15 protein-coding genes are annotated in these 12,768 nt (G+C 60.9%); 6 read left to right on the forward strand and 9 right to left on the reverse strand.

The window, feature by feature from the left end:
• Window positions 1-94 precede the first annotated feature (94 nt).
• The gene (locus HV765_RS06930) at window positions 95-880 is read left to right on the forward strand and encodes a DUF899 domain-containing protein (RefSeq protein ID WP_254600483.1); all 786 of its coding nucleotides are present in this window, start codon (window positions 95-97) and stop codon (window positions 878-880) included.
• 283 nt (window positions 881-1,163) lie between these two features.
• On the opposite strand, the gene HV765_RS06935 is transcribed toward HV765_RS06930, so the two are convergent.
• Window positions 1,164-2,309, reverse strand: a complete 1,146-nt coding sequence (locus HV765_RS06935; RefSeq protein WP_054425382.1) for an alpha-hydroxy acid oxidase — start codon at window positions 2,307-2,309, stop codon at window positions 1,164-1,166.
• Window positions 2,310-2,572: 263 nt separating this feature from the next.
• Here HV765_RS06935 and HV765_RS06940 point away from each other — a divergent pair, with 263 nt between their 5' ends.
• On the forward strand, window positions 2,573-3,145 hold the full coding sequence (locus HV765_RS06940; RefSeq protein ID WP_175169207.1) for a cysteine hydrolase family protein: 573 nt from the start codon (window positions 2,573-2,575) through the stop codon (window positions 3,143-3,145).
• A gap of 36 nt (window positions 3,146-3,181) precedes the next feature.
• Here the strand turns inward: HV765_RS06940 and HV765_RS06945 are convergent, their stop codons facing one another.
• The 3 genes from HV765_RS06945 to HV765_RS06955 form a co-directional block, all read right to left on the reverse strand.
• Window positions 3,182-3,427: a hypothetical protein gene (locus tag HV765_RS06945; RefSeq protein ID WP_254600484.1), complete on the reverse strand. Its 246-nt coding sequence runs from the start codon at window positions 3,425-3,427 to the stop codon at window positions 3,182-3,184.
• 203 nt (window positions 3,428-3,630) lie between these two features.
• Entirely contained in the window at window positions 3,631-5,544 is a 1,914-nt protein-coding gene (locus HV765_RS06950) for a B12-binding domain-containing radical SAM protein (RefSeq protein ID WP_175169209.1), read from the reverse strand.
• 88 nt (window positions 5,545-5,632) lie between these two features.
• Window positions 5,633-6,433 carry a hypothetical protein gene (locus HV765_RS06955; RefSeq protein ID WP_175169210.1) on the reverse strand — a complete coding sequence of 267 codons (801 nt, stop codon included), beginning with the start codon at window positions 6,431-6,433 and terminating at the stop codon, window positions 5,633-5,635.
• Window positions 6,434-6,543: 110 nt separating this feature from the next.
• Between HV765_RS06955 and HV765_RS06960 the strand changes: the two genes are divergently transcribed.
• A complete protein-coding gene (locus HV765_RS06960; protein WP_175169211.1) occupies window positions 6,544-6,966 on the forward strand; it encodes a hypothetical protein in 423 nt (140 codons plus the stop codon).
• Here the strand turns inward: HV765_RS06960 and HV765_RS06965 are convergent.
• Complete coding sequence (locus HV765_RS06965) at window positions 6,963-7,733, reverse strand: hypothetical protein (RefSeq protein WP_175169212.1); 771 nt, start codon at window positions 7,731-7,733, stop codon at window positions 6,963-6,965. The two genes, HV765_RS06960 and HV765_RS06965, sit on opposite strands and share 4 nt — an antisense overlap.
• 729 nt (window positions 7,734-8,462) lie before the next feature.
• Here HV765_RS06965 and HV765_RS06970 point away from each other — a divergent pair.
• Window positions 8,463-9,116 (forward strand): DUF6708 domain-containing protein, encoded by a 654-nt coding sequence (locus tag HV765_RS06970; protein WP_175169213.1) that lies wholly within the window; start codon window positions 8,463-8,465, stop codon window positions 9,114-9,116.
• Window positions 9,117-9,176: 60 nt separating this feature from the next.
• Here HV765_RS06970 and HV765_RS06975 read toward each other — a convergent pair whose 3' ends face one another.
• The gene (locus tag HV765_RS06975; protein WP_175169214.1) at window positions 9,177-9,497 is read right to left on the reverse strand and encodes a hypothetical protein; all 321 of its coding nucleotides are present in this window, start codon (window positions 9,495-9,497) and stop codon (window positions 9,177-9,179) included.
• Window positions 9,498-9,603: 106 nt separating this feature from the next.
• On the opposite strand from HV765_RS06975, the gene HV765_RS06980 reads away from it, so the two are divergent.
• Complete coding sequence (locus tag HV765_RS06980; protein WP_175169215.1) at window positions 9,604-10,197, forward strand: BPSL1445 family SYLF domain-containing lipoprotein; 594 nt, start codon at window positions 9,604-9,606, stop codon at window positions 10,195-10,197.
• Window positions 10,198-10,209: 12 nt separating this feature from the next.
• Here the strand turns inward: HV765_RS06980 and HV765_RS06985 are convergent, their stop codons facing one another.
• Window positions 10,210-10,851, reverse strand: a complete 642-nt coding sequence (locus tag HV765_RS06985; RefSeq protein WP_175169216.1) for a glutathione S-transferase family protein — start codon at window positions 10,849-10,851, stop codon at window positions 10,210-10,212.
• Between the two features lie 134 nt (window positions 10,852-10,985).
• Here HV765_RS06985 and HV765_RS06990 point away from each other — a divergent pair, with 134 nt between their 5' ends.
• Window positions 10,986-11,570 (forward strand): hypothetical protein, encoded by a 585-nt coding sequence (locus HV765_RS06990; protein ID WP_254600485.1) that lies wholly within the window; start codon window positions 10,986-10,988, stop codon window positions 11,568-11,570.
• Between the two features lie 43 nt (window positions 11,571-11,613).
• Here the strand turns inward: HV765_RS06990 and HV765_RS06995 are convergent, their stop codons facing one another.
• Window positions 11,614-11,988, reverse strand: coding sequence for a hypothetical protein (locus HV765_RS06995; RefSeq protein ID WP_175169217.1), 375 nt, complete (start codon window positions 11,986-11,988; stop codon window positions 11,614-11,616).
• A gap of 31 nt (window positions 11,989-12,019) precedes the next feature.
• Entirely contained in the window at window positions 12,020-12,631 is a 612-nt protein-coding gene (locus tag HV765_RS07000) for a cysteine hydrolase family protein (protein ID WP_175169218.1), read from the reverse strand.
• Between the last annotated feature and the right edge of the window lie 137 nt (window positions 12,632-12,768).

Consider the following 12,768-nt stretch of genomic DNA (forward strand, 5'->3'; position numbering starts at 1 on the left):
TGCAACACTATCCCTCAGCACATTTACAGCGGGCTGCCACGCAACCCGCCGTTCATCCCAGCCGAGAAGGAATCACCACCGGAGGCATCACACCATGACCACCCCCACCCCACCCACCGGCCGCATGCACACGCCGCCCGTCGTCACCGCCGACGAATGGGAAGCTGCCCGCCAGCAGCTCTTGCTGAAAGAAAAAGCGCAAACCCGCGCCCGAGACGCCCTGGCCGCCGAGCGCCGCCGCATGCCTTGGACGCCCGTCGATAAGGACTACACGCTCGACGGCCCGAACGGCAAGCGAACGCTCCGCGACCTTTTCGACAACCGCCGCCAGCTCATCGTCTATCGCGCCTTCTTCGAACCCGGCGTATACGGCTGGCCCGAGCACGCGTGCCGGGGCTGTTCGATGGTGGCCGATCAGGTCGCGCATCTGGCGCACTTGAACGCCCGAGACACCACGCTGGTGTTTGTCTCGCGCGCGCCGCAAGCCGACATCGCCCGCTTGAAAACCAGCATGGGTTGGACGATGCCGTGGTTCACGCTCACCGACAGCTTCGATGCGGACTTTGGCGTGGATGAATGGCACGGAACAAACGTGTTCTGTCGCGATGGCGACCGTATCTTCCGCACGTACTTTCTGAATAATCGTGGCGACGAGCAGATGGGTGGCACGTGGAACTACCTGGACATCACGCCGCTGGGCAGGCAGGAAGCCTGGGAGGATTCCCCCGAGGGGTATCCGCAAACGCCGACGTATAAGTGGTGGAACTGGCACGACAGCTATGTCGCAGACGCGCCGCCGGATCAGAAATGGGTTGAAGTGTCTGACGCCGGGGAGAAGGCATTCAGGGAGCATTGCGACGGGGCGAAACCGTCGGCGTAGCCGTACACAGTCACTCGGGAAGGGCGTTCAGCGTAAACCGAGGGCGCCCTTGTCCCACTTGAACGACGGCTAGCGTAATGAGTACGTTCCGCTTGAGCCCGTCTCTGAGAATCACGTCAGGATCTTCAATCGAAGACCCTATCCGGCCTTTGATCAGCCCATCTACGGTCTGAAACTCAAACGTTCGCGAGTTCGGGATTGCCCGGTATCAGACTGCAATTTCGTACCTAGGGGGGCTGTCAGACTGCAATTTCATTGAGCTGGAAATATCCCCGCTGCCGCCTCACCGAAACCTTAACTGCCGTCTCCCCAACTCCCCCACCGTCCTACACCCCATCAACTTCATCGCCCGCTCAATTTCCACGCGCATCTGTTCAAGCGCCCTTTCCACCCCCGGCCGCCCCGCCGCAGCCAACGGAAACAAGTAATACCGCCCTAACCCCACCGCTTTCGCCCCCAGCGCCAACGCCTTCAGCACATGCGTGCCGCGCTGTACGCCGCCGTCCATCATCACGTCGATGCGGTCCCCGACTGCATCAACGATCTCCGCCAGCTGATCAAACGCGCTGCGCGAGCCATCCAGTTGGCGCCCGCCGTGGTTCGACAGCACGATGCCGGTGCAGCCGATATCCACCGCTCGCTTGGCGTCGTCGACTGACATGATGCCTTTCAGGCAGAACTGGCCGCCCCATTCCTGCACCATGGCGGCGACGTCGTCCCAGGTCATGGCTGGGTCGAGCATGTCGGTGAAGTAGCGGCTGATAGACATTGCGCCGCCGCCCATGTCGACGTGGGTGTCCAGCTGCGGCAGCCGGAAGCGTTCGTGCGTCAGGTAGTTGATGGCCCAGGCGGGTTTCGCGGCGAATTGGGCGATGCCGGCCAGGTTCAGCCTGAACGGGATGGCGAAGCCGGTGCGTTTGTCGCGCTCGCGGTTGCCGCCGGTAATGCTGTCGACTGTCAGCATCATGACCTGGACACCGGCCGTCTTGGCGCGGGCCATCATCTCGCGGTTCAGGCCGCGGTCTTTGTGGAAATAGAACTGGTAAACCTGGGGGCCGCCGCTGATCTGGCGGGCTTCTTCCAGGCTGACGGTGCCTAGCGACGACACGCCAAACATCGTGCCGAACTTGCCGGCGGCAGCCGCCACGGCTCGTTCGCCGTCGTGGTGGAACAGGCGCTGCAAGGCGGTGGGCGAGCAGTACACGGGCAGCGCCAATTTTTGGCCCATGACGGTGACGGACATGTCCACGTTTTCGACGCCGCGCAGCACGTCGGGCACCAGGTCGCAGGACTCGAAGGCGTCGGTATTGCGGCGGTAGGTAGTTTCATCGTCGGCGGCGCCGTCGATGTAATTGAAGATGGGGCCAGGCAGGCGCTGTTGCGCCATGCGGCGAAAGTCGTGGAAATTCTGGCACTGGTTCAGACGCATCGGAAGACCTCTATCAACGTCATACGTACACACTGGATACCGATAGCTGAGTCGTTGAATGACCCAACGCAATGGCCAAAGGGCGACCGCCTGCCCTTACCCGAGAAAAGACGCAGTCTGACACTTTTTATGCAGTCTGACTGCAATATTTCCATCGGCTCGTGCTAAAAAAATGCAGTCTGATTCCAAACTAGGATGCCGATGACAACAATATCGAAACGGTGTGGTGCGGTTAGGCTGACTCACGTGAGGAGCCGGAGAACATGAGCTCGGCCCCCACCCTTGAGCCGGCCCGCTGCGCGTTGTTGGTCATGCATTATCAGACCGACATCATCAACCTATTCCCCTCGGCCGCGCCCACTTTGCTGGCGAATACGCGCACGCTCTGCGACGCGGCACGGCGTCAAGGGATCAAGATTTATTTCGCGCAGATTCGGTTCAGCCCGGGCTATCCCGAAGTCAGCCCGTTCAATAAAAACGGGCAAGGCATCAAACAACTGGGATTATTCATCGACGATCAGATCTCGCCGGAATTGGGCCGGCAGTCTGATGAGCCGATCATCACCGCCCATCGCGCCAGCGTGTTTTTTGGTACGGACCTTGAACTGCGGCTGTCCGCGCAAGGCATCGATACGCTGCTGATGGTGGGCATTGCGTCCACCGGCGTCATGCTGTCGTCAATTGCGCATGCAAGCGATGCGGACTACCGATTGTTTACCGTCAAAGACTGCTGCTACGACCCGGATGCGATTGTGCACGAGCACCTTTTTGCGACGGCGTTTGCGTCCCGCACCACCGTGCTGTCGCTTGCCGATGCGTTGGCATTGCTGGCGTAGCGCGCAGCCGCACTCGCCGAACCCACGACGCGCCGATCACTTCGCTGGCGCAAATATCACCTTGACTGGGTTATCCGCCTTGTACGAAGCCGAACGAGGCCCGGACTTCGGATCAAATCCGGGGTGCCAAGCCCGCAGCTCCGCCTCCGAGAGCCATTCCAGTTGCAGCTGGTCGTCGGGCGAATACGACTGGAACTGCGCCAACGCATTCACCGCAGACTGGCAGTTTTCTGACATGCCGGACTTCAGGACTGAGACCTGGGTTTGCGCGGTCGATGACATGGAGCCCGGCTGAGGGCATTTGCGGACTTCGACGTGGTATTGGCCTTGGGGCGAAGGCAGATCCACAATGATTTTGTTTGGGCCGCATCCCGTCAAGAGTGCGGTCGTCAGTGCCAGAAGTGCAGTATTTCTTATCATCAAGCCACCTTGTGACTGCCCCGGCAGTCGGACTGTGAACACTTATCCAAGGACTCAGACTGCAATTAACCCTGTTGACTCAACGCCCGGCTGATGCGGTTTCTGGATACCGTCGTCTTTGGCACCTTGAACGGGAACCACGTCCGCACGTCTTCTTCCAGCCCGATGCCGTGCATGTAGTTGTAGATGGCCTTTTTCAAGGCGCGGCCCAGCGCGTCGTGGTCCACGCCCGTCGGGTCATGAAAGCCGATGTCGTTCTTGGCAAACGTCACTTCCGGCAGCGGCTGCAAGGTCACGCCGTATTCTTCCGGGTTCTTTCCCACCGGCGAATGCACCGTACAAGCAAAGCGGTGAAAGAACCCGCTTTGAATACAGCCGTTCTCGAACAGTTGCCGCACGTACTCCAGCGCGTCGACGGTGTCTTGCACGGTCTGCGTGGGAAAGCCGTACATCAGATACGCGTGCACCAGAATGCCGGCGTCGGTGAAGGCGCGCGTGACGCGGGCCACTTGATCCACCGACACGCCTTTTTTCATCAAGCTCAGCAAGCGGTCCGACGCCACTTCCAGGCCGCCCGATACGGCGATGCAGCCGCTATCGGCCAGCAGTTCGCACAACTCCGGCGTGAAGGTTTTTTCAAAGCGGATGTTGCCCCACCAGGAAATGCCTGCGTTGCGGTCGATGAGCTCTGTGGCCAGCGCCTTCAACGATTTAGGCGGCGCGGCTTCGTCGACAAAGTGGAAACCGGTTTGCCCGGTCTCGCGCACGATGGCTTCGATGCGGTCGGCCAGCACGGTCGCCGATGCGCCTTCGTAGCGGCCGATGTAGTCCAGGCTGACGTCGCAGAAGCTGCACTTCTTCCAATAGCAGCCGTGGGCCACGGTGAGCTTGTTCCAGCGGCCGTCGCTCCAAAGGCGGTGCATGGGGTTCAGCATGTCCAGCAGCGACAGATAGCGGTCCAGCGGCAGGCCGTCCCACGTGGGCGTGCCCACTTCCGCGAAGGCGACGTCGGGTTCGACCAGGTTGACGTACTGGACGGCGCCCGTGTCCTTGTCGCGCAGGAAAGTGCGCACCAGGCGTTGGCGCGAGCGCTTGCCTTGCACGTGATCCAGCAGGGCCAGCAAGGGGCGCTCGCCAGCGTCTAGCGTGACGAAGTCAAAGTAGTCGAAGACCCGCGGGTCTTTCAGTTCGCGCAGTTCGGTGTTGACGAAGCCGCCACCCAGCACGGTGATGATGCTGGGGTCGTGTGCCTTGATGGCCTGAGCGATGCGGAAGGCGGCGTAGACGGCGCCGGGAAATGGCACCGACAGCAGCACCATGGTGGGCGTGTGACGCGCCAGCGCGTCCATCGTCAGCTCGCGCAGCGTCTCGTCGATCAGGTTCAGCGGCGCGGCAAGAGACGCGGCCAAGGGATCGAACGTGGGCTGGCTGCCCGCCAACGATTCCGCGTAGCGAACGAATTCAAAGCGCGAGTCGATGGCGTCGCGCAGCACGTCGGCCAGGTCATTCAGGTACAGCGTGGCCAGATGCTTGGCGCGGTCGTGCAAGCCCAACGCGCCGAACGCCCACCCCAAGGGATCGCCGCCGTCTTCGTCCATATAGACGTCCAGCGAGCTGAAACGCGGACCTTCGGGCAGGAAGTGGCGGCCGACGATGCGGTGCGCCAGCGTCGAATCGCGGCCTTGCAGGAAGGCGATGGCGGGTCCGATGGTGGACAAATACCGCGGCCCCATCGCCACGAAGGCCTGGATGGCGGGGGTGTGCTTTTCAAGCGGCAGCGTGGCGATTTTGTCCGCCACGGCGCGCAGGCCATCGGCAGACAGCAGACGCAGCACCAGCGCCAGCGCCAGATCCTCCTGAAAGGACGTCACCTCGCGCGAGCGCAAGAAGCCCGTCAGATAAGCGGTGGACGGGTAAGGAGTATTCAGCTGCGTCATCGGCGGGATGACCGACAGCACGCGTAGGGGCGAGGTAGACATGAGGCACGGCAGGGTTGCCGTCAAAGCGAAGATTGGGGGAAATACGGGGGAATTATAGGCAGTGTGGCGGCAGGCCCCTGCCGCGCCCTCAAGTATGGCGGTGGCTGCACACCATTGGCTGCCCGGTCAGGTCGCCAATCAGCGTCGCCAGCCCTTCGGCGCTTTCCCGGTCCAGCCCCTCGGCGCGGAGGGTGCGAAACCCCATCGCCAGACTGAAACCCCAATCCAATTCCAGAATCCGATAGCTGCGTCCATTCTGCGCGCAATGCCATTGGGCGGCGGGGTTCTCATAGGCTTCGACAATAAAATCCACGTGCGAGTCAAAGGGAGGCATGGATTCCAAGGGCTCGTCCGTACCCGGCAAACAGGGTTCCGACAGATTCTCGCCCACCGCGACGTGCGGATTTGGCCCGTGATAGGCCAGCAGCATCAGCGCGAAGTGCCTGGGGTCCGCATCATAATCCGCGCGCGACGCGGCGCTAAGGCAAGACCTGGCTGCCGGACCCAGGCAGTATTGGGGGCTGCGCCAATCACTGGATTCATCATCGTTGTACAGCGCGTCGGGGGTGATCCCGTGGCTGGCCAACAGGGCCAGCGTCTCGTCGATGGACGCGTCATGCTGGATCGGCAAATCGGCGGGCAGATAACCCGCCTGCACATATTGCGCAATGACGTCGCCCGCCGTGGCGATCGAATCTGCATATTGATATGAGCCTTCGTTCAGCGCGGCCAAGCCAAAACTCAGATTCCGCAACGCGCGATACGGAATTTGATTGCCGCGCGGGGGCAGCACAAAGCCGCCGTCCAACAGGCGAGCTTCTAGTGCGGGCCAATCGGGCGGCGCCAGATGAAAATCGCGTGGGCAGATGAATTGGTGGTGTTCGGACATGGGGGGTGGGTGTGGTCAGGACGGCCAAGAGACAATCGGAAACGGCTCGAAGAGTCTAAATGAAAATCTTGGCATGAACGACGCGTCGCCATCCGCCTAAAATGCCCTTCATGCGCAATCCGTCAGATCCTTTCGCCCCGCCCAACAAGCAGCGCCCTGCCCGCCTGAACTCGCTGCTATGGATTCTTGAACCCTTGGAACGTGACGCCGGTTATACCCGCCGCAAGATGTTCGGGTGCGACGCCGCCTATCTGGACGGCCTGCTGTATCTGGTCGTGGCGGATCGTGAAGCGCCATGGGATGGCGTGATGGTGTGCACTTCGCACGAGCGGCAAGCGGCGTTGATGGATGACATGCCCAGCTTGCAGCCGCATCCCGAATTGCCTAAGTGGTTGTACTTGCCGCAAACCGATGAGGCGTTTGAAGCGTCGGCGGAAAAGCTGGTGACGCTGGCGCTGGCGCGCGATCCGCGGATGGGCGTGGCGCCCAAGCCGAAGGCATCGCGCCGGACGTCTTGGCGATCAGCAGATTAATCCGATTCAGTTATTGCATCCCAAGCCCGATTCAACACCCGCGCCTCATCGGCCAAGACATACTGCGGCGCGCCCTGCGCCATGGCGGCGAACAACAGCGCGTCGCAGGCTTGCTGCCATAGCGGCGACAACACTTGTTCTGTTTCGCCGTCTTCTTCTATCAGCACGAACGCGTCGTCGCCATCAATGGCTTGGGCGCGTTGCCGCAGCTGGGTGTGAATCAGCACAAAACCGGAATGAAGCGGCGACCGCTCCTTGTCGCGCCCACGGGACGCGGCTAGCGTGCCGTGCCATTCGTCGGGGTCGGTAGACCGGGTGTCTCCGCCCGCTTGCGCCCATCGTATCCACGCCTGACCGTAGGCAGCGGCTGCATTCGGGTCAACGTTTTGAGCCAGCGCTTCGGCTTGCGCGCGGGTCAGACCGTTGATGCGCGTCAGGATATTGAGCACGGCATCCCCATGCGCGCCGAACAACGTCGACAGCGGCAAGGCTTCAAGCAGCTCGATCGCTGCGGCGCGCCAGTAGCCGGGCCGCGCCACCAGCCCCGACATGTCACCCAATTCCTGCACGCGCACCCGCCACAGTTGCCCGGGCCAGCGGCTGCCGATGGTGATAGAGGCAAGCGCTTGATCGACCACCATCCACGGCGGCGCGGCGGTCGCCAACCTGACGTGATTGCCGTTTCTGATCAGCGTGTCGGACGCGTCGGGAAGGTGGAACCAATAGCCTTCCATGGGGGATGCGGGGGAATGCGGCGATGTCGGCATGAGCCTGTATGAAGTGAAGTCGGCGGGCAGTATAGCGAGGGCGGGCCAGATTTGACCCGAGTGGGCCAAAATTGACTCGCTCTAAGCCGTTGATATCGCGGCACTTATTTTTTATCGGGTCAAATCTGGCTCGATTTTTCGCTGAAACTCGCTGCTTTCAGGTGTTTCGCGACTGGGGGCTGTCGTGGTGGCGCATGCAAAGTGCGCTAAGCCATTGATAGCACGACGATAATTTTTCTTCCCCCACACATGGCACGGATATTGCGTGGGCCGTGCTAGCGCCTCTATCGAGTCTGCGGCATCACGCATCAAGTCCTGGCCGAAGATTCACGACATAGCGGGGTATGCGGATATCACCCCCGTCGCATCCCGTTAAACGCGCGCCGATCATTCCAGAACGCATTCAATCTATTTCCTAAAGGCAAAAATTGTCGTCCAACAACAAAATCACCCTCGCACCCAGACCTGGTCTTTTTCCCCCATATCGAGGATGGGCTCACGATTTAAGCCATCCCGGCACCGACTCATGGCCGGCGCAAATGGATCTGGAGTCGCGTAGCGGCCCCGAAGTAAAGGCTGAGACCTTGCAAACAACGCCCAGGGAGGGAACCGATGTCTCGGATTAAGAGGCCGAAGTTCCACAGGCCACATCCCGGCTGGCAAGCGGATCTGCCGGCTCCCTATGAACAACCGTCGCTAACTCCGCGGCTGGATCGCCCGCCAAACCTGATGACCGACGTCGTGCTGGAGGTTTCCCGAAGATCCACAAGAAGGCGAGGCTTCGGGGTTTTCCTGTTACCCCTGTTAATTGCGGTGTCGTTATCCCAGATTTTTACGTTCGTGACGATGTTATTTGATGAAGGAATCGCCCTGACAGGCGAGTTCTTTCTTCTTGCCGTCGGCAGTACTTACCTCATCATTTGGGCAACCGTAGCCATGATCGGGCACGAAATCGCCCCGCCCCGGGACGAGCCCATTCGCTTCAATCGCGTGCGGCGCCAAGTTTACGTTTATGAATTTCACACAAGCTGGTGGAATCCATTTTTCAAGTGGCACCTGACCACCGAGCAATACGACTGGAACGACCTGCGGGCCGAGGTGTGGCAACTCCAAGGTAAATACACTTCCGAGGGCGTATCAATCGCCGTAATCCAACCCGGCACGAACAAGGTCGCTACGCGATTTCCCTTAAGCTTCTGCGAAGACAAAGGGGAATCGTGGGCTTACGTCTGCACGTTCATGCAACAGGGCCCACAAGCGCTGCCGCCCGTCTCGCAATTCAGTGATCCCAACGAAGCGTCGCGCTGGGATTTGGCACGTCGTTTAGCACCCGAGGTGCAATGGCCAGCGGAAATAGACGCTGAATCACGCAGTGCAAGCTAGCGTCCACACGCACAAGCCATGCACAGCCGCCTGTGATTCGGCGGTTCAGCCGCCTGCGCTTCAGGCGGCGACATCGGCTCCGCAATGCCGGCACACGCGAGCATCGCGCAAGATGCGCCCGTCGCAGTGCAGGCAGACCAGATGCGTCGGGGGAACCGGCTCACGGGCGTGGGGCGACCGGTCGGCAATGGCGAACAAAAACGCAGCGGCAAGCGGCGGGCTGATCAGGCAGGCCAGTATCGTCCAGCCAAATCCCTTGCGCCCCCGGCCGACTGCCAATACGCCCACCACCAGGGCCAGCACGATCCAGAACAAGATGAACAAGAACATGGCGCGATAGTAAACCGCCTCACGCCACCAGATTTTTACCCAGATGCGCAAAGAAGGTTGCGCCAATGCGCGCCAACGAGAGTAATCTGCTTTGCAGGGCGTGCCGCCCGGGCATGACCCATCCAAAAGATCCGTCTGCATCCAAAAGGAAACGCTTATGAACAAGATCCCTTCAACATGGCGTAGGACCACTCTGGCGGCAGTAGCGTTGGGCGTGTCGAGCGTGCTGTTCGCCGGTTGCACGACGAGTGGGTCCAAATCGACGGCCACTCAAGCTGAAAAGCGCCAGGAAATTAACGCCGCCACCAACGCCACCTTGACCCGGCTTTACGAAGCCTCTCCCCAGTCCAAGCAGTTGGTTCAACGCGCGCGCGGCGTGCTGGTGTTTCCGTCAGTGCTCAGCGCCAGCTTCATCGTGGGTGGCCAATCCGGGTCTGGCGTACTGCGGGTGAATGGCCAAGACACCAGCTACTACAGCATCTCGGGGGGCTCCATCGGCTTTCAGGCGGGCGCCCAGTCCAAGGCCATGGTGTTGTTGTTCATGACGGATGAAGCATTGGCCAAGTTCCGCGCCAGCAGCGGCTGGACGATCGGCGCCGACGCCACCGTGGCCGTTGCAACGATCGGCGCCAACGGCGCCATCGATTCCAACTCCGTTCAACAACCCATCGTGAGCTTCGTCATGAACAACAGTGGGTTGATGGCGGGTGTGTCGATCGACGGCAACAAGATCTCGCCGCTGGTGCTGTAGCCCCCCCTCGCTTCAGGTCAGCATCGGCGTCATGTCCGGGTCGCCTTTCTTCATGGCCCGGCGATACGCATCACGGGCGCCGATGCGCTGAAGATACGCCAGGATATTCGGGTAAGGCGACAGATCGAACGAATAGAACATCCGCATCGTCGTCAGCGAGAACACCGCGATGATGTCGGCGGCGGTCAGCGCGTTGCCGGCCAGATAATCCGTTTTACCCAACTGCGTGTCGATCAGGCTCAACGCCTGCTTGCGCCGCGCCTGGGCGAACTGCATGGTCGGCTTGTCGTCAGCCACCTCGGCGCGCGACAGCACCATGCAGCGCATCAGGCTCGGTTGCAGCGAGCCGTTGGCGAAATGGAACCAGTAAAGATAGTCGGCAAACGCCGGGTCGGTGGCGGGCACCGTCAGACTGCCGTTGCCGTACTTCGCCAGAATGTACTCAACGATAGCGGTGGACTCCGCCAGCACGATATCGCCATCGGTGATGATCGGCGCGGTGCCTAGCGGATGCAGCGCCTTGTATTCAACCGGCGCCAAGCGCGTGACCGGGTCCCGGTCATAGACCTTCAGCTCGTAGGGAATGGCGAGTTCTTCGCACAGCCAGACGATGCGCTCGGATTGTGATTTTCCCAGATGATGGACGATCAACATTCGGACTCCTGGTTTAGCGGCCCGGCGACGCCATCGGTTAACCGATGGATACATAACACCGAAAACCGGCATTAATTGGATGCAAGCTGCGTGCTATTTTATGCGCCCGTAGCTGCCCTCGTACGACGGCGGCGATGTCCTTAGCCACTTCATTCATGACCCTGCACATGACGCCTGATCGCGATACGACTACGCCCAAGAGAACACCGCGCATTTCCCGGCTGGTTCCGCTGATGTTCGGCCTTGCCCTTGCCTCGGCCTCGCCGATCATCGCCGCGCAGACGGACGGCTCGCTGCGGGCGCATTCCCCCGTCCAGCAAAACAGCGCCACGGCGCTGGTCCCGGTGCAAAAAACCGAAATCAAGAACCAGGCCGCCTACGAACGCCTGCTGAACAACAGCGGCGTCACCGTGCAATGGCTGTGGTCCGCCCAGCGCGGCAAGCTGAACGCCAAGGACGTGAATGACGTCGTTCGCATCGATGGCGAGCAGGCCAACTTCGAAGGCACGCTGAAGATCAACGGTGAAATCGTGTCGATCGACGGCGACCGCTTCATCTTCCGCGGCACCATCCTGATTCTGGACGCCCCGGACAAAGGCCGCCGCTGCGAACGCACCGGCGACTACGAATTCCGCGCCACCGGCAAACGAAAATACTGGCGCTTGCAGCAGATGGAAAGCTGCGATCGTCTGACGGATTACGTGGATATTTTTTATTGATCCGTGATGGGTTGCATACGTTAAGGCCCCGCATGGCGGGGCCTTAAGCACGTGTACACAGATCGTCGTATTCACGCATCGTTTTCTGACCGATCCCGCCAACCTCGCACAAAGCCCGGGCAATGCGGTGGATGGCCGCCAGGGCAGGCAAATCGTTAGCCGTCGCTTCACCCCGTGGCTTATTGACATTCCGTTTCGCCGTCTCAGATGCCGCAAACGACGAGGAATGAAACGGACGGACGGCGGCATCGTTGGTCAATTCAAGACTCTCCAGGACATTCGATTGGCAGATCTGGCGTAAAACGCCGCTTGTGCCATGCGCTGCAAACATAGCACCCAGTGCTATATCAAAATCGCTTCCAGGCTCGAAATCAGACGAAGTTCCGACCAGGCAACGAGCGTCCGGCGAACCGCGCATGACTTCGCCGGACAACTCTTGCCTTGCCCATTTACACCACCCGCAGCTTCAACACCTGCTCGGTCGTCATCACATCGCCGAACGTGTCTTCGATGCTGACGAGTGCTGCGCGGTGCAGGTTGTCGTGGCTGACGACGCTGCCGTCGGCGCGGTCCAGGTCGCGGGTGGCGCAGGCGTCTTCGGCCACGATCACGTCATAGCCCAGCGGCACGGCGTCGCGGGCGGCGCCGGCGACGCAGGCGTGCGTCATCAGGCCGGTGATGACCAGCGTTTTGACGCCGGCGGCTTTCAATTGCTGGTCCAGGTCGGTCGTGGGGAACACGCTGACTGATGTTTTGCGAACCACGTTGTGGTGCGCGGCCGGTTGCAATTCGGGATGAAACTCGCCGGTCTGGCTTTGATCGGCGAACACCGGCGCGCCGGCGGGCGTGACGTGCTGCACGTGGAAAACCGGGATCTTGGCCGCGTCGGCGTGCGCGATCAGGCGTTGCGCGTTGCCCAATGCCGTCTTGCCGGCGGGGATGGGCAGCTTGCCGCTGAAGTATTCGTTCTGGAAATCGATAACCAGCAAGGCGGTGCTGGACGCATTGAGCGATGCCGGGGCGGTGGCGCCGGCCAGGGTGCGGATGGTGGGATGGCTCATGGCTTGTCTCTTGTCGGTAGGTGAAAGAACACCCAGTGTCACGCCGATGCGGGTTTCTTGATAGTGGCCCGATGGACAACTATTGCTAGAATCGGGCCAACCTATGACCCGTTTGTTGGCCCGTTTGTTGGCCCGTT

The sequence above is a fragment of the Achromobacter kerstersii genome (genome assembly GCF_902859595.1).
In the GTDB taxonomy this organism is placed as follows: Bacteria; Pseudomonadota; Gammaproteobacteria; order Burkholderiales; family Burkholderiaceae_B; genus Achromobacter; species Achromobacter kerstersii.

What these genes read in the sequence shown, in the direction of transcription:
- HV765_RS06955 (WP_175169210.1), bottom strand. Translation starts at nt 6,433, where the DNA reads ATGTCCGAACACCACCAATTCATCTGCCCACGCGATTTTCATCTGGCG.
- HV765_RS07000 (WP_175169218.1), bottom strand. Translation starts at nt 12,631, where the DNA reads ATGAGCCATCCCACCATCCGCACCCTGGCCGGCGCCACCGCCCCGGCA.
- HV765_RS06950 (WP_175169209.1), bottom strand. Translation starts at nt 5,544, where the DNA reads ATGTCTACCTCGCCCCTACGCGTGCTGTCGGTCATCCCGCCGATGACG.
- HV765_RS06990 (WP_254600485.1), top strand. Translation starts at nt 10,986, where the DNA reads ATGTCCTTAGCCACTTCATTCATGACCCTGCACATGACGCCTGATCGC.
- HV765_RS06965 (WP_175169212.1), bottom strand. Translation starts at nt 7,733, where the DNA reads ATGCCGACATCGCCGCATTCCCCCGCATCCCCCATGGAAGGCTATTGG.
- HV765_RS06970 (WP_175169213.1), top strand. Translation starts at nt 8,463, where the DNA reads ATGACCGACGTCGTGCTGGAGGTTTCCCGAAGATCCACAAGAAGGCGA.
- HV765_RS06980 (WP_175169215.1), top strand. Translation starts at nt 9,604, where the DNA reads ATGAACAAGATCCCTTCAACATGGCGTAGGACCACTCTGGCGGCAGTA.
- HV765_RS06935 (WP_054425382.1), bottom strand. Translation starts at nt 2,309, where the DNA reads ATGCGTCTGAACCAGTGCCAGAATTTCCACGACTTTCGCCGCATGGCG.
- HV765_RS06995 (WP_175169217.1), bottom strand. Translation starts at nt 11,988, where the DNA reads ATGCGCGGTTCGCCGGACGCTCGTTGCCTGGTCGGAACTTCGTCTGAT.
- HV765_RS06985 (WP_175169216.1), bottom strand. Translation starts at nt 10,851, where the DNA reads ATGTTGATCGTCCATCATCTGGGAAAATCACAATCCGAGCGCATCGTC.
- HV765_RS06945 (WP_254600484.1), bottom strand. Translation starts at nt 3,427, where the DNA reads ATGTCATCGACCGCGCAAACCCAGGTCTCAGTCCTGAAGTCCGGCATG.
- HV765_RS06940 (WP_175169207.1), top strand. Translation starts at nt 2,573, where the DNA reads ATGAGCTCGGCCCCCACCCTTGAGCCGGCCCGCTGCGCGTTGTTGGTC.
- HV765_RS06960 (WP_175169211.1), top strand. Translation starts at nt 6,544, where the DNA reads ATGCGCAATCCGTCAGATCCTTTCGCCCCGCCCAACAAGCAGCGCCCT.
- HV765_RS06930 (WP_254600483.1), top strand. Translation starts at nt 95, where the DNA reads ATGACCACCCCCACCCCACCCACCGGCCGCATGCACACGCCGCCCGTC.